At 58.5% G+C, this 23,390-nt stretch carries 19 protein-coding genes; 6 read left to right on the forward strand and 13 right to left on the reverse strand.

Translation table 11 applies throughout. The features are described from left to right. Nucleotides 1-32: 32 nt before the first annotated feature. On the reverse strand, nucleotides 33-1,109 hold the full coding sequence (locus tag VGC62_RS03430) for an ABC transporter substrate-binding protein (RefSeq protein ID WP_331185668.1): 1,077 nt from the start codon (nucleotides 1,107-1,109) through the stop codon (nucleotides 33-35). A 232-nt stretch (nucleotides 1,110-1,341) separates the two neighbouring features. Between VGC62_RS03430 and VGC62_RS03435 the strand changes: the two genes are divergently transcribed. Further along, complete coding sequence (locus tag VGC62_RS03435; RefSeq protein ID WP_331185669.1) at nucleotides 1,342-2,238, forward strand: LysR substrate-binding domain-containing protein; 897 nt, start codon at nucleotides 1,342-1,344, stop codon at nucleotides 2,236-2,238. Between the two features lie 128 nt (nucleotides 2,239-2,366). On the opposite strand, the gene hemB is transcribed toward VGC62_RS03435, so the two are convergent. Continuing rightward, nucleotides 2,367-3,341 carry a porphobilinogen synthase gene (hemB, locus tag VGC62_RS03440; protein ID WP_331185670.1) on the reverse strand — a complete coding sequence of 325 codons (975 nt, stop codon included), beginning with the start codon at nucleotides 3,339-3,341 and terminating at the stop codon, nucleotides 2,367-2,369. A 316-nt stretch (nucleotides 3,342-3,657) separates the two neighbouring features. On the opposite strand from hemB, the gene VGC62_RS03450 reads away from it, so the two are divergent. From VGC62_RS03450 to moaA, 5 genes are all read left to right on the forward strand, one after another. Beyond that, nucleotides 3,658-4,599 carry a class I SAM-dependent methyltransferase gene (locus tag VGC62_RS03450; RefSeq protein WP_331185671.1) on the forward strand — a complete coding sequence of 314 codons (942 nt, stop codon included), beginning with the start codon at nucleotides 3,658-3,660 and terminating at the stop codon, nucleotides 4,597-4,599. Between the two features lie 682 nt (nucleotides 4,600-5,281). Next, complete coding sequence (locus VGC62_RS03455) at nucleotides 5,282-6,565, forward strand: OprD family porin (protein ID WP_331185710.1); 1,284 nt, start codon at nucleotides 5,282-5,284, stop codon at nucleotides 6,563-6,565. A gap of 286 nt (nucleotides 6,566-6,851) precedes the next feature. Continuing rightward, the gene (locus VGC62_RS03460) at nucleotides 6,852-8,201 is read left to right on the forward strand and encodes a cation:proton antiporter (RefSeq protein ID WP_331185672.1); all 1,350 of its coding nucleotides are present in this window, start codon (nucleotides 6,852-6,854) and stop codon (nucleotides 8,199-8,201) included. A 315-nt stretch (nucleotides 8,202-8,516) separates the two neighbouring features. After that, a complete protein-coding gene (locus VGC62_RS03465) occupies nucleotides 8,517-9,344 on the forward strand; it encodes a formate/nitrite transporter family protein (RefSeq protein WP_331185673.1) in 828 nt (275 codons plus the stop codon). Between the two features lie 63 nt (nucleotides 9,345-9,407). After that, nucleotides 9,408-10,406 carry a GTP 3',8-cyclase MoaA gene (moaA, locus tag VGC62_RS03470; protein ID WP_331185674.1) on the forward strand — a complete coding sequence of 333 codons (999 nt, stop codon included), beginning with the start codon at nucleotides 9,408-9,410 and terminating at the stop codon, nucleotides 10,404-10,406. 272 nt (nucleotides 10,407-10,678) lie between these two features. Here the strand turns inward: moaA and VGC62_RS03475 are convergent, their stop codons facing one another. The 11 genes from VGC62_RS03475 to VGC62_RS03525 form a co-directional block, all read right to left on the reverse strand. Continuing rightward, entirely contained in the window at nucleotides 10,679-11,494 is an 816-nt protein-coding gene (locus VGC62_RS03475; RefSeq protein WP_331185675.1) for an ABC transporter ATP-binding protein, read from the reverse strand. An 11-nt stretch (nucleotides 11,495-11,505) separates the two neighbouring features. After that, nucleotides 11,506-12,375 (reverse strand): nitrate ABC transporter permease, encoded by an 870-nt coding sequence (ntrB, locus tag VGC62_RS03480; RefSeq protein WP_331185676.1) that lies wholly within the window; start codon nucleotides 12,373-12,375, stop codon nucleotides 11,506-11,508. A gap of 27 nt (nucleotides 12,376-12,402) precedes the next feature. Continuing rightward, the gene (locus tag VGC62_RS03485) at nucleotides 12,403-13,737 is read right to left on the reverse strand and encodes a CmpA/NrtA family ABC transporter substrate-binding protein (protein ID WP_331185677.1); all 1,335 of its coding nucleotides are present in this window, start codon (nucleotides 13,735-13,737) and stop codon (nucleotides 12,403-12,405) included. 303 nt (nucleotides 13,738-14,040) lie between these two features. Continuing rightward, nucleotides 14,041-15,336 carry a nitrate- and nitrite sensing domain-containing protein gene (locus VGC62_RS03490; protein WP_331185678.1) on the reverse strand — a complete coding sequence of 432 codons (1,296 nt, stop codon included), beginning with the start codon at nucleotides 15,334-15,336 and terminating at the stop codon, nucleotides 14,041-14,043. A 142-nt stretch (nucleotides 15,337-15,478) separates the two neighbouring features. Beyond that, on the reverse strand, nucleotides 15,479-17,209 hold the full coding sequence (locus VGC62_RS03495; RefSeq protein ID WP_331185679.1) for a NahK/ErcS family hybrid sensor histidine kinase/response regulator: 1,731 nt from the start codon (nucleotides 17,207-17,209) through the stop codon (nucleotides 15,479-15,481). Continuing rightward, on the reverse strand, nucleotides 17,193-18,356 hold the full coding sequence (ercA, locus tag VGC62_RS03500; protein WP_331185680.1) for an alcohol dehydrogenase-like regulatory protein ErcA: 1,164 nt from the start codon (nucleotides 18,354-18,356) through the stop codon (nucleotides 17,193-17,195). The genes VGC62_RS03495 and ercA overlap by 17 nt, the downstream gene beginning before the upstream one ends. Before the next feature lie 154 nt (nucleotides 18,357-18,510). Continuing rightward, complete coding sequence (gene pqqA, locus VGC62_RS03505) at nucleotides 18,511-18,582, reverse strand: pyrroloquinoline quinone precursor peptide PqqA (RefSeq protein ID WP_009394664.1); 72 nt, start codon at nucleotides 18,580-18,582, stop codon at nucleotides 18,511-18,513. A gap of 126 nt (nucleotides 18,583-18,708) precedes the next feature. Next, nucleotides 18,709-20,484: a PQQ-dependent methanol/ethanol family dehydrogenase gene (locus VGC62_RS03510; protein ID WP_331185681.1), complete on the reverse strand. Its 1,776-nt coding sequence runs from the start codon at nucleotides 20,482-20,484 to the stop codon at nucleotides 18,709-18,711. A gap of 319 nt (nucleotides 20,485-20,803) precedes the next feature. Beyond that, nucleotides 20,804-21,733 carry a quinoprotein relay system zinc metallohydrolase 1 gene (locus VGC62_RS03515; protein WP_331185682.1) on the reverse strand — a complete coding sequence of 310 codons (930 nt, stop codon included), beginning with the start codon at nucleotides 21,731-21,733 and terminating at the stop codon, nucleotides 20,804-20,806. Between the two features lie 14 nt (nucleotides 21,734-21,747). Then, on the reverse strand, nucleotides 21,748-22,503 hold the full coding sequence (locus VGC62_RS03520; RefSeq protein WP_331185683.1) for a quinoprotein dehydrogenase-associated SoxYZ-like carrier: 756 nt from the start codon (nucleotides 22,501-22,503) through the stop codon (nucleotides 21,748-21,750). Further along, complete coding sequence (locus VGC62_RS03525; RefSeq protein ID WP_331185684.1) at nucleotides 22,500-23,390, reverse strand: substrate-binding periplasmic protein; 891 nt, start codon at nucleotides 23,388-23,390, stop codon at nucleotides 22,500-22,502. Before VGC62_RS03525 ends, VGC62_RS03520 begins: the two co-directional genes overlap by 4 nt.

Here is a 23,390-nt window from a genome sequence, read left to right on the forward strand (position 1 = left end):
GTTTCAGGAAGCGTCGAACATCAACCTTGGCGTTAGCGCTCGACCGTGCGGTTCCAGCGCGTCGTCCACTCACTGCGTTGCTGATTGATCGTGTCCCAATCGACTTTGATCAACGCGTTGACCTTCTCCGGCCCATACGGCATCCGGGCGGCAATCTCAGGCGCAAGGGCAACGGTCTGGTTGACCGGCGCGAAGCCGTTTTCCTTGGCTTGAATAGTCTGGACTTCAGGTGACAACACGTACTGGATGAACGCCTGAGACAGCTCTGACTGCGTATTGGGCGTTACCCCGCACACGGCGATCTGCAAGGCAATGCCGCCTTCTTTCGGGTAAATGAACTTCAGCGGGAAACCGGTGCTCTGCAACGCCACCGCACGTCCGCTGCCATACACTGCCATGACCACGTCGCCGTTTTGCATCATGCCGTCCATCTCACCCGGCGCCGATACCCAGGCCAACACGTTGGGGCCAATTTCGTCCTTCAGCGCCTTGAAACCAGGGTCGATGTTTTTCTCGCCGCCGCCGCGCAACCGGGCCATCTCCACCAGGGTGTGCAAGCCGTAGGTGTTAGTCACCGGCGGCATGCCCAACAGTTGCTTGTAGCGTGGATCGGTGAGGTTTTCCCAGGAATCGGGGGGCGCCCAACCGCGCTTCTTGAAGGCATCTTCGTTGTAGCCAATGCCTGTCGCCACGACACCAATACCGGTGGCTTGCGGACTGAGCCGAGCCAATGGATACAGGTCTTTGTAGACCGGCGCGTCACTGAGGTTTTCGCACAGCCCCATCTGCAACGCCTGGTACATCGGGCCGTCGTCCATCATCGCCACATTGATCTGCTGCCGGCCTTTCTGCGCTTGCAGCTTGGCCAGGGTTTCCGTGGAGTTGCCGGCAACGTAGACGACTTTGACGTTGTGCTGCTTTTCAAAGGCGGGAATGACTTTGGTTTTGTACATCTGCTCCGTCGAGCCTCCGACGCCTGCGACATACAACGTGGTGTCAGCGTACGCCGCGCTACTGCTCAACCCGACCAAGGTCACAGCGACGGCGGTGGCGATACGGGTCATAGGACGAAACGGCTGTGCGACTAAAGACGAGTTAAGGCTATTCACAGACTATCTCCGAAGTGCATGGGGGCAGATCGAACAATGCGTCAGCAGCTTGGGCATACACCGAAGTCATGCATGCACGGTGCATGCTCCCGGAGGTCCATCCCGGGCGGCGCATCTTGATGTGCGCTATGGGCTCAGTTGAGTTGCTGGTCTGGAGTATTGCGACAGCCCATCCATATGGTCAAATACGGATATCCGGGTTAGTTATTCATATTTGATATGGAAGGTCGCCATGAACCTCAGGCAGATAGAAGCATTTCGCAGCGTGATGCGTATGGGTTCCATGACCGCTGCGGCAGAAGTGTTGTATACCTCGCAGCCCAACGTCAGCCGGCTGATTGCGCAGTTGGAACTCAGTAGCGGCTTGACCTTGTTCAAACGCGCTGGCGTACGGCTGATTCCGACGCAAGAAGGCCAGGCGTTCTTTCAGGAAGTGGAGCGCGCTTTTGTCGGGCTCGACAGCCTTAAGCATTCGGCGAAGAACATTCGCAACCTGGGCACCGGTCGATTGCGCGTTGCAGCTGTACCTTCGACCGGCATGAGCGTGATTCCCCGAGTGCTCAAAACCTTCACCGACTCACGCCCGGAACTGACTGTTTCGCTGCACGTGAACTCATCGCCGACGGTGGAGCAATGGGTCAAATCGCAGTTCTGCGACATTGGCATCGTTGTGCATCCGGGCGATGTGAGCAGCCAGCAGAGCGAGTTGCTGGCGCTCGTGCCAGCAGTTTGCGTATTACCTGGATCGCACCCTTTGGCTGAGCGTGCCGAGATCACCTTTAGCGATCTTGAGGGCCAAGCGTTCGTCTCGCTGTGCCATGGCGACGGCACGCGGTCGCTGGTGGATGGCTTGTTCGAACAGGCGGGGGTCGAGCGGGTCATGGCCGTGGAAGCGCAATACAGCGCGATCAACTGCGAGATGGTTGCGCTGGGCATGGGCGTTACCCTCGCCCACCCCTTGGTGGCTCGGGATTACCTGCATTTGGATGTGGTCGTCCGACCGTTCAGGCCGGACATCCTGTTTCCGACCTATGTCATTTGGCCGACGGCACAAGCACGCACGCGACTGGCCGAAGAGTTTGTGGAGACGTTGAAAGCCTATTACCGCGAGGTGCTGGGGCATGCCTGAGAGAGGACTGATTTATTTTTTCGCGCTTTTTGGAAAAATCAATCTGTCCCCTCTCACCGTCCCCTCTCACCTGCTTCTGCCGCAGGCGTGGGAGTCAGGCCAGAGTCAACAGTCAGCGAACTTACCCATCAAATCCCATCAAGGGCCAGGTCCATCGCAAAGTAGGTGAAGATCAAATCCGCACCCGCGCGCTTGATCGCCCCCAGGCTCTCACGCACCACACGTTGTTCGTCGATTGCCCCGGCCTGGGCCGCGAATTTGATCATCGCGTATTCGCCGCTGACCTGATACGCCGTCAAGGGCAGTTTCGACGCTTCACGGATGTCACGAATAATGTCCAGATACGCCCCGGCAGGCTTGACCATCAATGCGTCGGCGCCTTCGGCTTCGTCCATCAATGATTCACGAATCGCCTCGCGACGGTTCATCGGGTTCATCTGGTAGGTTTTACGGTCGCCTTTCAACGCACTGCCGCCCGCTTCACGGAACGGACCATAAAGCGCCGAAGCGAACTTGGTCGAATAGGCCATGATCGGCGTCTGGGTAAAGCCCGCAGCGTCCAACGCACTGCGAATCGCTGCGACTTGTCCATCCATTGCAGCAGAGGGCGCAATCACATCGGCACCGGCACGTGCGGCCATCACCGCCTGTCTGCCAAGGTTTTTGATCGTCGCGTCGTTGTCCACATGATCGCCATGCATCACACCGCAGTGGCCGTGATCGGTGTACTCGCAAAAGCACGTGTCGGACATCACGATCATCTCTGGCACCGCAGCCTTGATGGTCCGCGAAATACGCGACACCAGACCGTTCTCGTTCCAGGTGTCGCTGCCGGTAGCATCCAGATGATGCGACACGCCAAACGTCATCACCGACTTGATCCCGGCTTTGGCATAACGCTCGATTTCCTGAGCCAGTTTCGACTCAGGAATCCGATGCACGCCAGGCATGCTTTTGATCGGTACGAAATCGTCGACTTCTTCCTCGACGAAGATGGGCAATACCAGATCGTTCAGGGTGAACTCGGTTTCCTGGAACAACGCGCGGAAATTTTCGTTGCTGCGCAGGCGACGTGGACGAGAAGCGGGAAACAGGCTGGACATGGCAGTTCCTGAAAAAAGATTCCGGAAAAATGTCGGACGGCAAGACGTCAGGCACATACAGGTGGCGCGAAGCTTATGCCCACCGAGAGTTCGATTCAAATATCGATGCAATAAAAATTATTGTCGAGGCAGCAATAGTCAAGGCCTGGCGCGCGTCATTCACCTGGCACGCGGGCCAGACCCTCGCCCAGTTCGCGCTGCATCAATAGGGTGTCCACCCCGCGACCGTGCTTGAAACCCACCGCTTCGAACGCGCCCACGCGAGGTCGCTAAATACGTTTAAAATGGCGTCCATTCTCCTTGCCGAACCTGCCGAATGAACCCTGACGCTCTCGCGACCCTGCACCACCATCTGTTGAACTCACTGGAAAACCCACCGCAAGAAACCCGTCGTCTGTTCCACGGTCGTGGCCGTCGTTGGCCAGGGCTGGAACAACTGACAGTCGACTGGATGCAGGGCGTAGTGCTGGTGTCGCTGTTCAAGGCGCCAGCCAATGATGAGCTGCAAGCGCTGAAGGCACTGTTGATGGCGGTTATTGAATCCCGGACCTGGCACGCATCGGGCGCGCATACATTGCTACTGCAACACCGCTACCTGCCAGACAGCACCACCGAGTGGTTGGTGGGTGAACACATTGATGAATGGACGCTCACCGAAGGTGGCCTGCGTTACCTCGTGGACTTCGGCAAAAAGCAGAACAGCGGGCTGTTTCTCGACATGCGCTACGGGCGCGACTGGGTACGGGAGAACGCGCAGGGCAAACGGGTATTGAATCTGTTCGCTTATACCTGCGGTTTCTCAGTGGCGGCCATCGAAGGCGGCGCTGAATCAGTGGTCAATCTGGACATGTCTCGGGCAGCCTTGAGTCGGGGCCGTGACAACCATCGACTCAATGGGCATGACCTGCGCAAAGTGAGTTTCCTGGGCCATGAGCTGTTCAAATCCTGGGGCAAGGTGAAAAGCACAGGGCCCTATGATCTGGTGATCATAGACCCGCCGTCGTTCCAGAAAGGTAGCTTTTTGCTGACCAAGGACTACCAACGCGTGTTGCGCAAATTGCCGGAATTGCTGACAGACAACGGCACCGTTCTGGCATGCATGAACGACCCGGCGATGGGCGCGGACTTCCTTATAGAAGGCGTCCCCCGGGAAGCACCGAGCCTGCGGTTTGTGCTGCGCTTGGAGAACCCGCCGGAGTTTGCCGACGCAGAACCAGAGGGTGGGTTGAAGGCATTGGTGTTTAAAAACAGTCTGTAGGCACAAACGTAGAGGCGAAAGGCAAGACGCGGTGTGTCAGACACGCCGCCCTGCAAAACAACTACGCCCCTGAACGGCCCTGCGCTTATTGCACTAATGAACTAAACGGTGCGCACTTAGCTGAATCAAGCAACAATCAGAACAGTATTAAAAGCGCCACCCCTTATTTTGATATACACCATTACCCTAACCGCAACAGTACGCACTACCAAGTTACTCACTTTGGTAGGATTGACATTTTCCCCATCACGCCACATCAAGGCAAAAAGACTTCATTCGTTCCTTTCCTGCCTTGAAAAATCGCTAGAACTCCAATAGCCACACTCAAGGCAAAGTCAGAAATCGCGAAAACCCACAGGCAATAAATTATATTGTTATCAGTTAAATCAATGACTTATGATAAGTTACGCCCCCGTGGAGACACCGCCTACAAGGTTCTTCCGGATCGGCAAGTAGCCCGCCAAACCCTGTAGGGACTCGAATAAAATTCGCTCATTTTTACAGTATTGTTGATTCAATATTCCAAAACGAGATATGCAATAGATAAATAAATATTTAGGAAAACCATTAAAACTCAATAGATTGCCGCCACCTGAGACCGGCCTTTTGAACTGGCCTATAAGAACGCACTAACTGGAGTCGTACCGTGAACAAGAGGTTTTGCCTGAAGATTGCAATCGCCATGGGGGTGGCACATCAAGCCAATGCGGCGGGATTTCTGGAAGACAGCAAGGCAAATCTTGACATGCGCAACTTCTATTTCAATCAGGACACCCGAAATGAAGAAGCGGCCTCTGATCGTGAGTGGGGTCAGGGCTTTATCCTTAACTATCAGTCTGGGTTTACCCAAGGCCCGATAGGTGTGGGTTTGGACTTGTTGGGGCTCTACGGTGTACGTCTGGATGCTTCCGGGCGCGTTGGCAAAGCGGGTGAAGATCGTACCCCTGGCAGTGTGTTCCCGGTTTCCAGCAATGGTGAAGCCGTGGACGACTATGCAAAGTTGGGAGCGACTGCCAAGTTCCGGTTTTCCAAGACGCAGCTCAAGGTGGGTAACCTGATGCCCAAACTGCCGGTGGTGACCTATAACGACGGCCGGCTGTTGCCGCAAACCTTCCAGGGCTGGCAGGTAGACTCCAAAGAACTGGACAAATTTAACTTTGTAGGCGGACGACTGACTCAGGTCAGCGATCGAAACTCCTCAGACATGCAAGGGATGTCAATCGCTGGCGCGAATGATCCTGTCAAAGGGAAATTCAGTAATCAGTTCTATTACGGTGGCGTCGACTATCAAGCCACTAAACAGCTGCAACTGCAGTACTACTACGGCAGTCTTGAGAACTTTTACCAACAGCACTTCCTGGGTCTGACCCATGTGTGGCAGTTGCCACAAGGCCAGTTAAAAACGGACCTGCGCTACTTCTACAGCACCTCTGACGGAAAAAACTCCAGCGCCGACGGTCGCGGTGATGGATACGTGAGTGCTGGCTATTACGGTCAAGGCATCTCGAAGGGCGAAGTAGACAATCGTCTCTGGAGCTCGATGTTGACCTATAGCATCAGCGGCCACTCGCTAAGTATTGGTTATCAGAAGAGCTCGGGCGACAGCGACTTTCCGCACATTAACGAAGGTCAGGGACGTTCGCCCTATCTGCTCACCAATGGGCAATATCTGCGTTTCGTGAACGCTGGGGAAGACACCGCCGTGGCCACTTACGCCTACGATTTCGCTGCAGTGGGGGTTCAAGGGCTCAAGTCGAGTTTCACCTATATGAACGGCCAACACATACAGACCGCCAAGCAAGACAATAGCGAGTGGGAACACGATCTACGTATCGACTATGTCATTCCGCAAGGTACGTTCAAAGGTGTCGGACTCACCTGGCGAAGCGCGGTGGCACGCGGTAACGATGTCGCTGACAAGGACGAAAACCGCCTGATAGTGAGCTATAGCATTCCTCTCTTGTAAGGCAGATGGTCGCTTATCCGGGGTAAGCCTTCGCTTGGCCCCTGATATGCGACATGCCCAGCTCCACGTACTCGTCCCTCTCACCCCCGGCGCGAAATAGTTAAGCATCTCACGCGCCGTCTCAGGCCCCTTCAACCTTGTAATCACCCAGGCAGCGAGATACTTCGCCGAGGGACAACCACCTGCCGTCGCAGCATTGCCCTCTCTTACGCAACAGATTGTTTCAACTATCCGCTCACCGAACAGTCACACGAAGAACGACGCTCCCCACGCATAGCGAGGCCCGATGAGCTTTATTCTTTGCATGACCGTGCTCGGCGTCTTGTTGATGTTGCTGGCGCTGACGTCCTCTTACCTGCGCTGGTTGCCGGTGACCACCTCGGCAGTGTGCCTGGCATTCGGCATCGCCATTGGCCCTTTGGGGCTGGGGCTGATGAAGCTGGACATCGGCAGCGCTTATGAATGGCTGGAGCGCCTGACCGAAGTCGCGGTGCTGTTTTCGCTGTTCAATACCGGGATCAAACTGCGCTTGCCATTCAATGGCAAAGCCTGGCGTGCCGCCTATCTGCTGGCCGGCCCAGTGATGCTCTTGACCATCCTCGGCACCTGCCTGGCCGCGCATTACTTGCTCGGCATCTCCTGGGGTATCTCGCTGTTGCTGGGGGCGATGCTGTCGCCCACCGACCCGGTATTGGCGGGGCTGGTGCAGGTCAATAACGCCCAGGATTTGGACCGGGTCAGGTTTGGCCTGTCGGGCGAAGCGGGCATGAACGACGGCACTGCCTTCCCGTTCGTGATCTTCGCCTTGGCATTTTTGGGCACGCACGATGGCAATTTCGACTGGGTGCAAGGCTGGTTTTTGAAGAACATCGTCTGGGGCGTTCCGGTCGGGCTGTTGCTCGGTTATGGATTGGGCCGTGGCGTCGGGCATTTGATGATTTACCTGCGCATCAAAAATGCCGACAGCACCTCTTCACCCAACGACTTTTTGGCGCTGGCATTGATCGCTGTGGCGTATGTGGTCGCCCAAGGACTGGGGGCGTTTGGGTTTCTCTCGGTATTCGCCGCCGGCCTGGGTTTGCGCCAGGCCGAGGCGCAAACCACTCAGTCTGAGGTTCCCGCCGAGCACGTGGCCAAGCCAATGCTGGGTCACATGAACAGCGCGCCCGAAAAAGCCACGGGCGCCCCCAGCGAAGATCTCAGCGACACCCAGTTGGCCGCTGGCGTGATGATGGGCGACATACTGGCCTTCGGCAGTCTGGTCGAGCGGTCGATGGAGGTGCTGCTGATTACCCTGCTTGGCGCCGCCATTTCTGTGTACTGGGACTGGCGCGCGATTGGCTTGGGATTGGCGTTGTTCTGTGTGATTCGTCCCGTGAGCGTCTGGCTGCTGGTCAGCCGTAGCCTGCTCAACGTGCCCCAAAAAGCCTTGGTGAGCTGGTTTGGCATTCGCGGGATCGGCACCCTGTATTACCTGTGCTACGCGCTGGCCCATGGGCTGCCGCAAAACGGTGTGCAGACCACTATCGGCCTGACGCTGTCAGTGGTGGCGCTGAGTATTTTGCTCCACGGGGTCAGTATTCAGCCGTTGCTGGAGCGTTACGAACGCAGCCGTGTGAACAATACGGACGATTGAAAGCGGTCAACCGTCAATCGCGTATGCGTCACATTGCACCCCCTCATAGAGCCTATCGATCACTTCATCAGAACAAGCGATTGGACGCTCTACGACGGGATCGGTAGCTTGCTTACCAACTGATCCCGTTTTGTCACGCCCAGCTGTGCTGCTCTGGCATTGCGTCATCTGCGCAACACAACAACCTCACAGGGACATGCCACTCTTGTGTACCCACAAGAGTGCGCACCGAGACCGGACTCTTGAAAAAAAACTAATTTGCGAGACGCTCGATGCTGTGTCGTGACGTCTGCCTTTGCGTGCGAGTTCAGAATCATGTCCATTAATACCCCGCAACAGATTGCTGATATAACGATTGAGGCCGGTGTGAAGAAGTCCCACTTACCCACCTTGTCGGTGATGGTTCTGGGCTTTCTCGCAGGGGCCTTCATTGCGCTGGGCTTCTTGCTCGACATTCATGTCAGCACCATGATCCCCGCTCCGTGGGCATCGCTGGGCAACCTGCTGGGCGCAGCGGTGTTCCCAATCGGGCTGATCCTGGTGGTTCTGGCGGGTGGAGAATTGCTCACCGGCAACATGATGAGCCTGCCAACAGCGATGTTTGCCGGTCGTATCAGCCTCGGCGCCGTGGCACACAACTGGCTGTTGGTGAGCATCGCCAACCTGCTGGGGGCGCTGTTCATCGCTTATTTCTTCGGCCACATCCTGGGTTTGACTGAAGGCGCGTACCTAAGCAAGACGCTGGCCATCGCCACGGCCAAGGTCAATGCGGATTTCAGCCAGGCGTTCATTTCAGGGATTGGCTGTAACTGGTTGGTGTGCCTGGCGGTCTGGCTGTCTTTCGCGAGCAAGGACGTTGCCGGGAAAATCCTGGGGATGTGGTTCCCGGTCATGGCCTTTGTTGCAATTGGCTTTCAGCACGTCGTCGCCAATATGTTTATCATCCCGGCGGCGATCTTTGCCGATGCCCTGAGCTGGACCCAATTCGTCGAAAACTTCATCGCGGTGTTCCTGGGCAATGCGGTGGGCGGTGCAATTTTTGTCGGGTTGGCGTATTACGTGTCCTATTCGAATGTCTTGCAGTCAGCCGCTTCCAACAAAAACGAGACAGTGACTTTGTCCAGCGAAACTCAAAAAATGTGACCCTTGCGGCCAGCGCTGTGTAACCACACAGCCTGGCTACCAAAGCGCCACTGAGACCTTTAAATGCCAGAACGAGTGTTGATAGACGGGTTCTCACGCAAAGTTGATTACGTGCGGATTTCCGTCACTGATCGCTGTGATTTCCGTTGCGTTTATTGCATGGCTGAAGACATGACGTTCCTGCCGCGCCAGCAAATTCTTTCCCTGGAAGAAATCGAGCAGGTGGCTGAGCGCTTTGTGGCGCTTGGCACCAAGAAAATCCGCCTCACCGGGGGTGAGCCGCTGGTGCGGGCTGGCATCGTCGGCCTGTGCAAGCGCATCGCCGCCCTGCCCGGCCTGCGCGAATTGTGCATGACCACCAACGGATCACAGCTGGACAAACTCGCCCAGCCCCTGTTCGACGCGGGCCTCACCCGGCTGAATATCAGTCTGGACAGCCTGGACCCTGTGCGCTTCAAGGAACTGACCCGCACTGGCGATCTGGCCAAGGTCATTGCAGGGATCGACGCCGCCAACGCGGCAGGCTTTGTCCACACCAAACTCAATTGCGTGGTGATGCAAGGTCGCAATGATCACGAGATCAACGACCTGGTGGCCTTCGCCATCGAGCGCAAGCTGGATATCAGCTTTATTGAAGAGATGCCGCTGGGCATCATCAGCGAGCACAGCCGTGCCGAATCGTATTTCTCCAGTGATCAAGTGCGCGAGCGGATCGCCGAACGCTACACCCTGATCAACTCCACTGAATCAACCCAAGGCCCATCACGCTACTGGCGCATAGCCCAAGCGCCAGACATCCGCATCGGCTTCATCTCCCCTCACAGCCATAACTTCTGCGCCACTTGCAACCGCGTGCGCGTCACGGTCGAAGGTCGCCTGCTGCTGTGCCTGGGCAACGAACACTCCATGGACCTCAAAGCCGTGCTGCGAGCCAATCCGGGGCAGCCGGAAAAGCTTGAGAAAGCCATCATCGACGCCATGAAGTTAAAGCCTTATCGGCATAACTTCGAAATCAACGATGACGTGCAGGTGGTGCGCTTCATGAACATGACCGGCGGCTGAGGTGGACTGAGTCCTGTAGCGTACCGGGCCCAGTCCACGATAGCCTAACCAACAGCCATCCAACTTTTGGGGCGCACTTCAGCTCGTAGGAGCCGGGCTTGTCCCGCGACCGGCGGGGAACCCGTCGTAAACCTGCGCACACGGCGTGACAGGCAAACCGCACACACCGGGTTTACTGCCGCTGCGCGCCAGGTCGCGGGGCAAGCCGCGCTCCTACTGGGGATCAACATCCGCCATCCGCAGTGGTGAAGCATTTGATACGGTCAGGAGGTTCAGACCGCGATTTCCACCTTGCGATGCTTCTCATACAAGAAACTCAGCACTGCATGCCGGTATTGGTTGTACAGCGGGTCATCGGCCAGGGCGATGCGGTTACGCGGGCGTGGCAGGTCGACCTTGAGGATTTCACCAATCGTTGCTGACGGGCCGTTGGTCATCATCACAATCCGATCCGAAAGCAACACCGCTTCGTCCACATCGTGGGTGATCATCATTACCGTGTTCTTCAGCTCAACCTGGATGCGCATCACCTCGTCTTGCAGGTGCGCGCGGGTCAGCGCATCCAGTGCGCCAAACGGCTCGTCGAGCAACAACACTTTGGGCTGCATGGCCAGAGCACGGGCGATCCCCACGCGCTGCTTCATCCCGCCGGAAATCTCGCTCGGACGCTTGTGCAGCGCATGGCTCATGCTCACCAGCTCTAGGTTGCGCAGCACCCATTCATGCCGCTCGGCCTTGGATTTACTGTGTTTGAACACCTTGTTCACCGCCAGCGCGACGTTCTCGTAGACCGTCAGCCACGGCAACAGCGAGTGGTTTTGAAACACCAGGCTGCGATCCGGGCCCGGTGCCCGAACCTCTTTGCCGTCGAGGATCACTGCGCCGCTGCTGGACTCGATCAGCCCGGCGACGATGTTCAGCACCGTGGATTTGCCGCAGCCCGAGTGGCCGATGATGGAAATGTATTCGCCGCGCTGCACGTCCAGGTTGATGTCGCACAATACCTGGCTGGACACGCCGTCGCGCTCGAAGCGCTTGTCGACTTTCTCGATGCTCAGGTATTGGCTTGAGGCGTTATGGGATGTCATGTCAGTGCTCCTTAACTGGACGATGTGCCGCGAGTGACCAAGTGCCCGATGAACGCCACCAGCCGGTCGAGCAGGAAGCCGACGACACCGACGTAGACCAGCGCGAGGATGATGTCGCTGATACGCGAAGCGTTCCAGGCGTCCCAAATGAAGAAGCCGATACCCACGCCACCGATCAGCATCTCGGCCGCAATAATTGCCAGCCACGACAACCCGACGCCGATCCGCAAACCGGAAAAAATATAAGGCGCGGCGGCGGGCAACATGATCTTGCAGAAGTATTCGACGCCATTCAGGCGCAGCACTTTGGCGACGTTGCGATAGTCCTCCGGGATATTGCGCACGCCCACGGAGGTGTTGATGATGATCGGCCAGATCGCCGTGATAAAAATCACAAAAATCGCCGAAGGATGGCTGTCCTTGAAACCCGCCAAAGACAACGGCAGCCAGGCCAGTGGCGGTACGGTGCGCAGGATCTGAAACAGCGGGTCCAGCGCCCGCATCGCCCACGCCGATTGCCCCACCAGCACGCCAAGGCTTATGCCTGCGATCACCGCCAGCAGATAACCGTAGGCCACCCGTTGCAAGCTGGCGATCAGTTGCCAGGCCATGCCCTTGTCGTTGCCGCCGTTGTCGTAGAACGGATGGATGATCAATTCCCAGGTGTCCTTGATTACCTGTGTCGGTGGCGGCAATGCCGAACCCGGCCCGCTACACAGCAGTTGCCAGAACAGCAGCAACAGCGCCGCCACCACCAGTGGCGGCACCAGACTCTGCACGATGAACTGGCGCACGCGCTTGTTGCGCGCCGGCCATGGGCTGACAGCCTTTGACAGGTTCACCCGCTCGGCGGCTTCCAGGGGTTTAACGTCTGCGTTCATGGTGTTCTCCCGAACGGATGGCAGGCATCAAGCCAGTGCCTTGATGGTCTGGCTGTCGAGGTAGGCTTGCGGGTTTTGTGGGTCGAAGGTTTTGCCGTCGAAGAAGGTTTCGACGCCACGCGAGGTGGAGGTCGGAATCTGCGCCGCAGGGACGTTCAACTCTGCTGCGGCGGTACGCCAGATGTCTTCGCGATTGACCTTGGCGATCAGCGCCTGGCTGTCGAAATCCTGCGGCAAATAGCCCCAACGCTTGTTCTCGGTGAGGAACCACAGATCATGACTCTTGAACGGGTAGGAGGCGAACTCGCTCCAGTAGCGCATGATGAATGGGCTGTTCTGAGCCACCTTGCCGGTGCCGTAGTCGAACGTGCCCTTCATGCGGTCGACGATGTCTTCATACGGCGCGTTGACCCAGCGACGCTTGGCGCAGATCTGCGCGACTTCGTCACGGTTCTCCGGCTTGTCGCAAAACATCTGCGCCTCCATCACCGCCTTGAGCAGCGCCTTGGCTGCGTTGGGATTGGCATCGACATAATCGGCGCGCAGCGCCAGGGCCTTCTCTGGGTGGTTGTTCCATAGCTCGCCAGTGGTGTTGGCGGTGTAGCCGACCTTCTGGCTGATCAGTTGCGCGTTCCAGGGCTCACCCACGCAGAAGCTGTCCATGCTGCCGACTTTCATGTTCGCCACCATTTGTGGTGGCGGCACGACAATGGTCGACAATTCCTTATTTGGATCAATGCCACCGGCAGCCAGCCAGTAACGCAACCACAAGTCATGTGTGCCGCCGGGGAAGGTCATTGCCGCGCTGACCGACTTGCCTGCTGCCTTGCGCGCCGCGAGGGCGGTCTTGAAAGGCGCTGCATCTGTGCCGATTTTCAGGTCGGCGTACTCGTTGCTTACCGAAATACACTGCCCGGCCAGGTTCAGCCGGGCAAGGATGTACATCGGCACCGGCTGGTTGTTCGGCGTAATTTTGCCCGCCGAAATCAGGTAGGGCATCGGCGTCAGGATGTGCGCGCCGTCGATACCGTTGTGCGCAGCACCCAATACCAGGTTGTCGCGGGTGGTGCCCCAGGACGATTGCTTGAGCACCTCGACGCCTGTCATGCCGTATTTGGCGAACAAGCCCTTTTCGTCGGCAACGAACAAAGGCGCAGCGTCAGTCAGCGCAATGAAACCCAACTTGGCGGTGGTGGTTTCCACGCCATCGGTGCCTGCAGCCCACACTGCCGACTGCAGCCCTGGCGGCAATATGCTCATCGCTGCGCCTGCACCCAATACACTCAGAGAATGCTTGAGGAACGTGCGGCGCGGCGCGTCATGCGCATTATCCTGCCCTGCGATTGCTGGCTGTTCGTCCATCTTAGATCCCCTGAAAAACGCGCATAAAAAAACGGCGTACACGCTCTCAAGGCCAGGGCCGATGAAAGAGTGGACGCCGTTGTCCGGAATTCGCTGAACGGCCGATGTGTCCATCGCGTGATGGTCGGCCTGCAATCAGCTCAAAGCAGATTGCATGCCAGATCGCCAACAAACGCTCGTAAGACACGGTTTAGCCTGATATGCGCGTCAGGTCCGGGCTGTTTCAGAGGCGACTTATCAGTGGCCGCGCACAGATATGGGGCGAGCAATCCAGCCGCTGCGCGCCGCCAGTGCAGAGTACCGCTACGGGCGCTTGCGCGATGCCGGGCGCCCCGCGGCGAATGCCAATAGCGTTTGCGCGACATCGACCATGCGTTGCCCACGCTCCATGGCCGCTACCCGCATGCGCTCGTAGGCATCGCTTTCACTCAATTGATGCTCGTCCATCAGCAGACGCTTGGCCCGCTCCACCAGCTTGCGCTCGTTCAAGGCTTCACGCGCTTCGTCGCGCTCATCGTTGGCACTGAGCAGCCGCTGAGATTGGGCTTGCAGCAGGTCCAGTACCGAGCGGCCCAAGTGATGCCCGAGGCCGTCCTGCGGCACGCTGTCCAGATCCAGCGCCTGAACATTAAACAGCACGGTCTGATCGACCGCGCCTGCCGATTGCAGCCCCACCAGACGGTTGAGCAGCATGCGGTGGTTTTCGAGATCGGCGCGGGCCTGTTTGATACTGGTATGGCAGTTGTTCAATAGGACGTTGGCGAGATGAATCTCCACGGCCCGCATCGCGTCAATACGCAGCGTGTTGAGCTCGAACCAGAGCTCCGACAGCGTTGGATCGACCCTTTCGGTTTCCGATGTTTTCAGTGCCACGCCGCGCAAACGAACGATCTGCACCACCGTGGCACTGCCCTGCTGATCGCGCCAGAGGCTGCGCGACTGGTCGTCGGCGAAGTCAGAAAATATCTGGAAACAACGCTCCTGACTGTGCGCCAGATGCTCGATGCGATCACGCAACGCCTTGTCGAAGTAACCTGCGGAAAACCCGGCCACACCGCTGGCCCGCTCCTGTCCGGCCAACTCCTTGCCCTGCATGAAGTTGAACATCGCCACGAGCACGCGAGTGATCACCGGATCGATTGCGGTGTCGGCAGCCTCGAAAACCACCGCCAACAGCCCCCCGATCAAGCGAGTCAAGGCCGTCGTCGCCTCCAGTGGGCTGAGCAGTCGGTCACGGATACGCCGACGCAGCCCCGGCAACTCGTCCAGCGCGTGCATGACGTACGCCAGCCGATTGAACAAGCGCGCCCGATCCGAAGCACTCGCTGCGTATAAATCAATGCCCTCGAAAGACACCACCACCCGCTGTTCGACAGCCTTGGCTTCCTGGGTCAGCGCGTTGAGCTGGGTCAAGTGTGCGGGCGTCTGGCTGCCCAGATAGAGGTTGGAATAACCTCGCTCGCGTTGCAGCGCATGCACCAGTTCGCCGATCTGCGTCACCAGCTCGCAGGTCTGCGCCAACCCCTCAAGCCCCTCCAGCTCGCTACGGCGTGCAGCGAGCATGAAACGCAGGGCGGGAGGCATATTGGTATCAGTCATGGTGTGAGGTTCTTTAACGGTTTGCCAAAAAGGTATGCAAAACAGGGTCCAGCCATCGATCCGCGTCAGCACAGACGACTAGCACAGCACCTCATGCGCAAGCCGAGTGACACGTCCACCGTCAGTTTGCTGCACCGCAGCTTCACCCCAACAACTGACTCATCACCGCCCTCAACTTCCCGGGTTTCACCGGTTTGGCGAGCAGTGGTGCATTGAGTCTTTGCAGCGAGCGACGGCACAGTTCGGTGCGGTCGGCGCTGATCATGACGCACGGGATGTCATGGTCAAAATGCTCGCGCAGGGCATGCACGACGTCGCAACCCAATACGCCGTGATCAAGGTGGAAGTCGAACAAAATCAGCTCCGGCGCACGGCCTTGCAGCACCGTATGGCAGGAGGCCTGATCGGTCGCGGTCAGCACTTCACAGCCCCACTGCCCGAGCAAGGCGGCCATGCTGTCGAGGATGCTGGTTTCGTTATCGAGCACCAGCAAGCGGCGCCCTGGCAGCGGGTTAGCGACGCTGGCGTGTTGTTGCACCACGACCGCGACCGGAGGCGGCATGTCGTAGGATAACGGCACCTCAAGGCTAAACACCGAGCCCCGCCCCGGCTGCGAGCGGACCTGAATCCGCGCCCCGAGAATCCGCGCGATGCGTTCGACGATGGCCAGGCCCAACCCAACCCCTTTACGGTCGGCGGCCCGCCCGACATCCAGTTGATTGAACTCCAGGAAAATCGATTCGAGCCGGTCCTCGGCGATGCCGCGTCCGGTGTCCCAGACTTCGATGCGCACTGTGTCGCCACGCCGCCGAGCGCCCAGCAGGATCGAGCCTTTTTCGGTATAGCGGCAGGCGTTACTGAGGAAGTTGCGCAAGATTCGCGTCACCAGACGCAAATCGGTGTTGATCGCAAATTTTCCGACCCGCGAGCGCAAGGTCAAGCCAGCCGCTGCCGCGACGCTTTGGAACTCGGACACCAGCGGCGACAGCACGTCATCGAGTCGATACACGTCGACGTCAGGCTGAATCGACGCGCGATCGAACTTGGAGATGTCGAGCAAGTCAGTCAGCAGGTCCTCTGCGCCTTCAAGCGCTTGATGGGTGCGCTCGACCAACACGTGCTCGGCGTCGGGCAGAGACCGCTCGCGCAACGTCGAGATCAACAAACGCGCGGCATTCAAGGGCTGTAGCAGGTCGTGACTGGCGGCAGCGAGGTATTTGTCCTTGCTGTGGTTGGCTGATTCCGCCGCGTCACGCGCATCGCGCAGCGCCTGTTCAACTTGCTCACGCTGAGCAATCTGCTGCTGCAGGTTGCGGTTTGCTTCAAGTAACTCGTCGGTGCGCGCCGCCACCCGCAGCTCAAGTTGGTCATTGAGCTCCTGCAAACGCTTCTGGGCCAACTTGCGCTCAGTGATGTCCGCGACAAACCCCTCGAACAACCCCTCTTCGTCCGGTTTGAGCAGCAGGTTCATCAGCACATCGACATAACTGCCGTCCCGGCGGCGCAGGCGTGTTTCGTAGCCCAGCAGGCTGCCTTCGCGTTGCAGCACAAAGGCGATGGCGTCGGTCTCGGCCGGCCCACCGATGAACAAGCTGCTCGCCAGATCATCAAGGGAAAACAACACCTGTTGCGGGTCGTCATACCCCAGCATCCGCGCCAGCGCCGGGTTGGCTGCCCGCAAGCCTTCCTGCAAGCTCGCCTGGAATATCCCGTGGACGGCGTGCTCGAACAACCACTTATAGCGGTTGCGTTCGTTTTCCAGCTCACCCAGGCGCAAGGTCAGTTCGGGGTAATGGCTCTTGCGAGTCGAGTGGTTGCCCAGCCCCAGCAGGGCCGTCAGTGCGCCCTGGTGTTCGTCAGAGGGCCTCGCCATAGACAACCTCGACGTCGCGCTGACTGGACACTCGCGGGTTGGTCAGAATGCACGGATCGCCCATCGCATGTTGCGAAAGGAAGGGGATGTCTGAGGCCCGCACACCTTGCAGCCCCAGGGTTTCCTGAAAGCCGACCTGATGCTTGAGGGCAATCAGGTGCCCCACCAGGCGCTTGCTGATTGCCACGTGATTCAGACCTCGGCAATCGATGCCCAGGGTTTGGGCGATGACTTTGAAGCGATCTGGCGCCGAGTTGTAATTGAATGCGACGACATGCTCCACCAATACCGCATTGCACAGCCCATGGGGCAAGTCGAGAAACCCGCCCAGGCTGTGCGACATCGCATGTACGGCGCCAAGGATCGCGTTGGAGAAGGCAAGCCCGGCCTGCATGCTGCCAAGCATGATCTTCTCGCGCAGGGCGATGTCCTGCGGGTTAGCGATCATCTGCACCAGATTGCCGTTGATCAGGCGCATCGCTTCCAGCGCATGGGGATCGGTCAGCGGACCATGCCCCGTGGAGACAAACGCCTCAATGGCGTGTACCAGCGCATCGATGCCGGTGCAGGCGGACAAAAACGGGTCCATGGTCAGGGTGGTTTCGGGGTCGATCAGCGACACATCCGGCACCACCGCCTTGCTGACGATGGAGAATTTCATGCGTTCCTGCTGATCGGAAATGATCACGAACTGCGACACATCGGCCGACGTGCCTGCGGTGGTCGGAATCAGGATCAGCGGGGGACTTGGTACGCGAATCGTATCCACGCCCTCGAACTCAAGGATGTTGCGCCCATGGGCCACCGCAATGCCGATACCCTTGCCGCAGTCCATCGGACTGCCGCCGCCCACCGCCACGATGACGTCGCAGTGATGCTCGCGATACAACTCGGCGCCAAGCATGACCTCTTCGACTCGAGGGTTTGGCGAAACGTTGCTGTAGACGAAATAGTCGATGCCTTGCGCTTGTAGGCTGACCTGGACATCAGTCACCCACCCCGCCGCTATCACGCCCGGATCGCTGACCACCATAACCTTGCGCGCACCGAAGGTCTTGGCGTAGTTGCCGACGCTGTGCCGACTGCCGGCACCGAAAATGATTTCAGGAGAAACGAACTTGCGTAGCTGGTTGAGGCTCTGGCTCATATAAAGCCTGTTTTTGTTGTTATCGGAGATGAGCGCCAGCCTAGAGCATTTACGTCGTAAAGCAATAAGACCATTGGCTGTCGTGGGTGTAAGCCGATGATCGTTCATGATTGAGGGAGGCTACGGCCGATGGTGAGCGACCGCAGCCTGTTGATCAACGGTTGGCGAAATACATGGTGACTTCAAAGCCAATGCGCAGATCGGTAAACGCAGGTTTTTTCCACATGGGTCGTTCCTCGTGTTGTACCGGTAGTTGTGCCGAATAAGGTTCGGCACAGCCATTACCGCACGAGGAACGCGACAGGCGAATAGTACTTTGGCACTGATTACGCAGGGGTTGGTATGAGGTCCATCAATGCTTGGCCACTAACTCTTTGGGCAGCTTGAACGTCCACAACATCCCGCCCTGGTTGAAGTCCTTCACCCGCTTGGCGACTTCTCCGCCCCACAACGGCACAGCGCCGCCCCAGCCGGACAGCACGGAAATGTACTGTTCGCCGTCCATTTCCCACGTCACAGGCGAACCCAGTACGCCGGAACCGGTCTGGAACTCCCAGACTTTCTCGCCGGTCTTGGCGTTGAACGCCTGCAGGAAACCCTCCGGCGTACCGGTGAACACCAAATTGCCTTTGGTGGTCATCACCCCGCCCCACAGCGGCGCGTAGTTCTTATGCCGCCACACTTCCTTGCCGGTCTTTGGATCAATGGCGCGCAGTACGCCGATGTAGTCCTCGTTCAACGGTCGGATCGTGAAGCCAGCACCTAGAAACGCTGCGCCCTTTTTGTAGGTGATGCCTTCGTTCCAGATATCCATGCCCCATTCGTTGCCGGGCACATAGAACAGCCCGGTGTCAGGGCTATAGGCCATCGGCATCCAGTTTTTGGCACCCAGAAACGCTGGTGCGACGAATGCCGACGTGCCTTTGGTCTCGCCCTCGGGTGCCCCAGGTCGACTGGCTTCGTTGTAGATAGGCCGCCCGTCTTTGTCCAGACCGCTGGCCCAGGTGATCTTGTCGGCAAACGGGAAGCCACGGATGAACTTGCCGTCCTTGCGATTGAGCACATAGAAGAAACCGTTGCGGTCTGCGGTGGCTGCGGCTTGAACGGTGTTGCCGTTTTCCTGATAGTCGAAGGAGATCAACTCGTTGACGCCGTCATAGTCCCAACCATCGTGAGGCGTGCTCTGGAAATGCCACTTGATGGTGCCGTCATCCGGGTTCAGCGACAGCCGTGACGAGGAGTACAGGTTATCGCCCGGCCGCATGTGCGAGTTCCAGGGCGAGGGGTTGCCGGTACCGATCAGGATCTGGTTGTTGGAGGGATCGTAGTAGCCGCCGAGCCAGGGCGCCGCGCCGCCGGTTTTCCAGAGGTCACCCGGCCAGGTCTTGTTGGCTTCGCCGCCGGAAATACCATTTTCGATGGCCTGGCCGTCCTTGTAGACATAGCCCATGTTGCCCTCGACGGTAGGTCGCGACCACAGCAGCGTGCCGTTTTTCGGGTCATAGGCCTCGACCTTGCCAACCACGCCGAACTCACCGCCCGCCACGCCAGTGATCAGCTTGCCGTTGACGATCATCGGCGCGGCGCTGATGGAGTAGCCAGCTTTGTGATCGGCGACCTGCTTGCTCCACACCACTTTGCCAGTGTCCTTGTTCAGCGCCACCAGCTTGGCGTCCAGGGTGCCGAAGTAAACCAGATCGCCGTACAGCGCCACCCCGCGGTTGATCACATCGCAGCACGGGCGGATGTCATCGGGCAGGCGCGCATCGTATTGCCAGAGTTTGTGACCCGTGCGAGCGTCCACTGCAAACACCCGCGAATAGGAGCCGGTGAGGTACATCACGCCGTCCTTGATCATCGGTTGCGCCTGTTGGCCGCGTTGTTTCTCACCGCCGAACGAAAACGCCCATACCGGGCGCAGGTCCTTGATGTTGTCGGTAGTGATGATGTCCAGCGGGCTGTAGCGCTGCCCCTGAACGCCCAGACCGTTGGTGACGATCTGCTCGGGGTTTTTTGGGTCCTGGAGGATTTCCTCGTCAGTGACAGCGGCCAGCGTGCTGCCAGATAACAGCAAGGCGCTGGCCAGCAGACCCAGAGCAAAAGAATGGCGACGTGCGGGTTGAATCATGACGGCTGCCTCTGCGGTTTATTGTTGTTTTCTTCCTTTCGGGAAATTTTCCCGATCAAAGCGATTGTTGGCGGTGAGGCGACGGACAACAATTGCCCGCAATGTGGAGGTTTCTAGTTCTTTGGTAGGTGATGTGGGGCTTCTGCCCGCAGGGCATAGGAGCAATCGGAGGTGACGACGGTCGCGATGGAGCGCACAGCGGCAGTAAACCCGGGTCGCGCGGTCTGCCTGTCACACCGCATGCACAGGTTTTACGACGGGTTCCCCGCCGGTCGCGGGGCAAGCCGCGCTCCTGGGCTGCGGCCGGAATCAAAAGCGATTATTGCTCATCCAGACGACTCATCTGCGCCCGCTCATACGTCGGGTACAAATGGCTGACGCTGCGAATCAACTCATAGCGCGTCAGGCTGATCCGGGAAAATCGCTCAGGGATGGGGCTGCGAATCAGTTCAGCCATGTCGGCGCCCTGCTTCGCGCCGTCGCGCATCAGTTGGTCGAGCCACGTCAGGTAATCGCGCATCTGATCCAGCGGCTTGGCGTCGATGGCAATCGGGCCATGCCCAGGCACCAGGATTTTCCAGGGCAGCGCCTGCACGGTGTCGAGATCCTTGAGCCACACGTCCAGCCCAGGCGTGTTCGGCGTGGTCAGTGCTCGCTCGTAAAACACGATGTCACCGGCAAACAGCACGCCGGTTTTCTCATCCAGAATCGCCAGATCGGCACCGGTATGGCCTGAGAGCGCCAGCAGTCGCAGCGGGTGTCCACCGATTTCAATGGTGCCAGCCTGCACGACCTGGGTGGGTAACAACGTTTCGGTGCCGCGCATCCAGTCACCCACCATCCGGTACAGGTTCTCGGCCAGGGTGTCGCCATGTTTGCGCATCAGCTCGGTGATCCCTGCAAGCGCTGCAATCGGCACATCGGCGAAGGCTTGGTTACCCAGTACATGATCGGGATGATGATGGGTGAGAAAAACCTGTATCACCGGCTTGTCGGTTACCGTTGCGATGGCCTGGCGCAAGGCCTCTCCATAACGCCGGGATGGGCCGGTATCGATTACCACCACGCCGCTGTCAGTGACGATGAAGCCCGTGTTGACGATATTGCCGCCGTTGCTTTTGGCGAAGTTCTCGGTGCTGCCTTCCAGCAGATAGGTGGCGTCTGCGATCTGCCGTGGTTGCAAATGGTAGTCAAGATCGGCATAGGCGGACGCGCTCAAGCAGAACATCAAAACAATCAGCAGACGCATGGTCGCAGTCCTTGTCATCGGATCGTCGCACTGAACTGGTTGCCGCTGATGTCACGCAACGACAGCTGTGTTTGACCATCGCCTTGGATATCGAAACCCAGTACCGGGTTTTCGCTGACCGCCGGGAACAACTCAAGCGTCGCCAGCAGCTTGCCATTAGCGTCCTTGAGTTGCGCCTGATTCAGGTAGAACTCAGGAATGCCGCTGACCATGCCGTTGTCCATGGGATGCGCGATTTGCACCCGCAAACGGTTAAAGCCTATACGCGGATAACGCCCGCCAATGACCTCGCCCAAGTGCTCTTCCCACCCCGGCTGCGTGCGCACCACGCTGGGCGCTGTGCATCCGCCGCCCGTCGCCTCGATGCGGGTCGAGCCGATATGCCACAGGCCGTCGCGGGTCAGCACGGCGGCGCGCAAGGGGGTCGCCTGTTCGATACGGATGCGGATCGCCAGCCACGGCAACACGCGTTCGACGGGTTGAAAATCGACGATTTGCGGCAAGGGGTTGAGTTCGGCCCAGGCCAGGATACGCACCACGTCCCCCTTGTAGGCCCGAGCGTCGATTTCGATGGGAACTTGCCGTGCATCTTCGGCGAAGGGCGGTGCGCTCAAAATGATTTTGTCATCGAACACGAAGGGCTGGTCGTTGAGAAACTTGTGTTGGTAGTACGCCCACATCACCGAAGTGACCGGGTCCTTGCCGGGATCGGCATACGCCGCGTCAGCCAGACAAAGGAGCACGGCAAACCAGGCGACGAGCCGTTTCATTGATACATGTCCGGCACGTCATAGCGCATGCCATAAGCGGCATAGATACGCTGCACCTGACCCTCGCGGATCAGGGTCTCCAGCGCTTCTTCCACGGCATAGGCCAATTGCCGGTTGCTTTCATGCACCGCCATGCCGATTTCCCAGGTCTGCCGGCCCATGCTCGGGTAGGCGTTTTCGGCCAGCGACCATTGATCGTCATGGGCTTGGTGCAATTGCCAGTCGACTTCGCCGCGCATCGCCATCACCGCGTCGACCTTGCCGGCATGCATGGCCGCAAACGCGCCTTGCACGGACGGAAAATGATGGGTGCTGCCCGCGAACTGGGCGTTGAAAATCGAGGTCAGGTAGAACGATGGCACGCTGTCGATCTCGACGCCGATGGGGTGCTTGTCAAAGACTGCGACGCTGGGTACGGCGTCCAGGCGACGCCGGTCGAATGCCACCTGCCATCGCTCGGTCTGGTACGGCCCGAACATCACCACATGGTCGTTTTCCAGCTCACCGACATCGTTGCGTTTTTGCGCGTAATCCTTGTCGTACGGCACCCGCATCATCAGGTCGGCCAACTGCTGGCCACGCAACTGGTTGCCACGCCAGATCAGATCACGCAGATCGTCATCGAGCTTCTCGCCGGGCGGCGCCCACATCAACTCCAGCCGCACACCCAGCGCCTTCGCCAGTGCGGTAGCCAGGTCGACATCGACGCCGCAAGCCTTGCCGTCGACCTGAAAACTGTAGGGGGGGAAATCCTGATACACCGCAACCTTGATCGCCCCGGCGGCGATGATGCTGTCGTAGTTGCGGATCTGCGCACTGGCGAACGCACAGCACAGCAGCTGCATGCTCACCAGCAACACGCTGCAAACTCGCGCTAATCGGCGCAT

The sequence above is a fragment of the Pseudomonas sp. genome (assembly GCF_036404235.1).
Taxonomy (GTDB): Bacteria; Pseudomonadota; Gammaproteobacteria; order Pseudomonadales; family Pseudomonadaceae; genus Aquipseudomonas.

What these genes read in the sequence shown, in the direction of transcription:
- VGC62_RS03435 (WP_331185669.1), top strand. Translation starts at nt 1,342, where the DNA reads ATGAACCTCAGGCAGATAGAAGCATTTCGCAGCGTGATGCGTATGGGT.
- hemB (WP_331185670.1), bottom strand. Translation starts at nt 3,341, where the DNA reads ATGTCCAGCCTGTTTCCCGCTTCTCGTCCACGTCGCCTGCGCAGCAAC.
- VGC62_RS03450 (WP_331185671.1), top strand. Translation starts at nt 3,658, where the DNA reads ATGAACCCTGACGCTCTCGCGACCCTGCACCACCATCTGTTGAACTCA.
- VGC62_RS03455 (WP_331185710.1), top strand. Translation starts at nt 5,282, where the DNA reads ATGGGGGTGGCACATCAAGCCAATGCGGCGGGATTTCTGGAAGACAGC.
- VGC62_RS03460 (WP_331185672.1), top strand. Translation starts at nt 6,852, where the DNA reads ATGAGCTTTATTCTTTGCATGACCGTGCTCGGCGTCTTGTTGATGTTG.
- VGC62_RS03465 (WP_331185673.1), top strand. Translation starts at nt 8,517, where the DNA reads ATGTCCATTAATACCCCGCAACAGATTGCTGATATAACGATTGAGGCC.
- moaA (WP_331185674.1), top strand. Translation starts at nt 9,408, where the DNA reads ATGCCAGAACGAGTGTTGATAGACGGGTTCTCACGCAAAGTTGATTAC.
- VGC62_RS03475 (WP_331185675.1), bottom strand. Translation starts at nt 11,494, where the DNA reads ATGACATCCCATAACGCCTCAAGCCAATACCTGAGCATCGAGAAAGTC.
- ntrB (WP_331185676.1), bottom strand. Translation starts at nt 12,375, where the DNA reads ATGAACGCAGACGTTAAACCCCTGGAAGCCGCCGAGCGGGTGAACCTG.
- VGC62_RS03485 (WP_331185677.1), bottom strand. Translation starts at nt 13,737, where the DNA reads ATGGACGAACAGCCAGCAATCGCAGGGCAGGATAATGCGCATGACGCG.
- VGC62_RS03490 (WP_331185678.1), bottom strand. Translation starts at nt 15,336, where the DNA reads ATGACTGATACCAATATGCCTCCCGCCCTGCGTTTCATGCTCGCTGCA.
- VGC62_RS03495 (WP_331185679.1), bottom strand. Translation starts at nt 17,209, where the DNA reads ATGGCGAGGCCCTCTGACGAACACCAGGGCGCACTGACGGCCCTGCTG.
- ercA (WP_331185680.1), bottom strand. Translation starts at nt 18,356, where the DNA reads ATGAGCCAGAGCCTCAACCAGCTACGCAAGTTCGTTTCTCCTGAAATC.
- VGC62_RS03510 (WP_331185681.1), bottom strand. Translation starts at nt 20,484, where the DNA reads ATGATTCAACCCGCACGTCGCCATTCTTTTGCTCTGGGTCTGCTGGCC.
- VGC62_RS03515 (WP_331185682.1), bottom strand. Translation starts at nt 21,733, where the DNA reads ATGCGTCTGCTGATTGTTTTGATGTTCTGCTTGAGCGCGTCCGCCTAT.
- VGC62_RS03520 (WP_331185683.1), bottom strand. Translation starts at nt 22,503, where the DNA reads ATGAAACGGCTCGTCGCCTGGTTTGCCGTGCTCCTTTGTCTGGCTGAC.
- VGC62_RS03525 (WP_331185684.1), bottom strand. Translation starts at nt 23,390, where the DNA reads ATGCGCCGATTAGCGCGAGTTTGCAGCGTGTTGCTGGTGAGCATGCAG.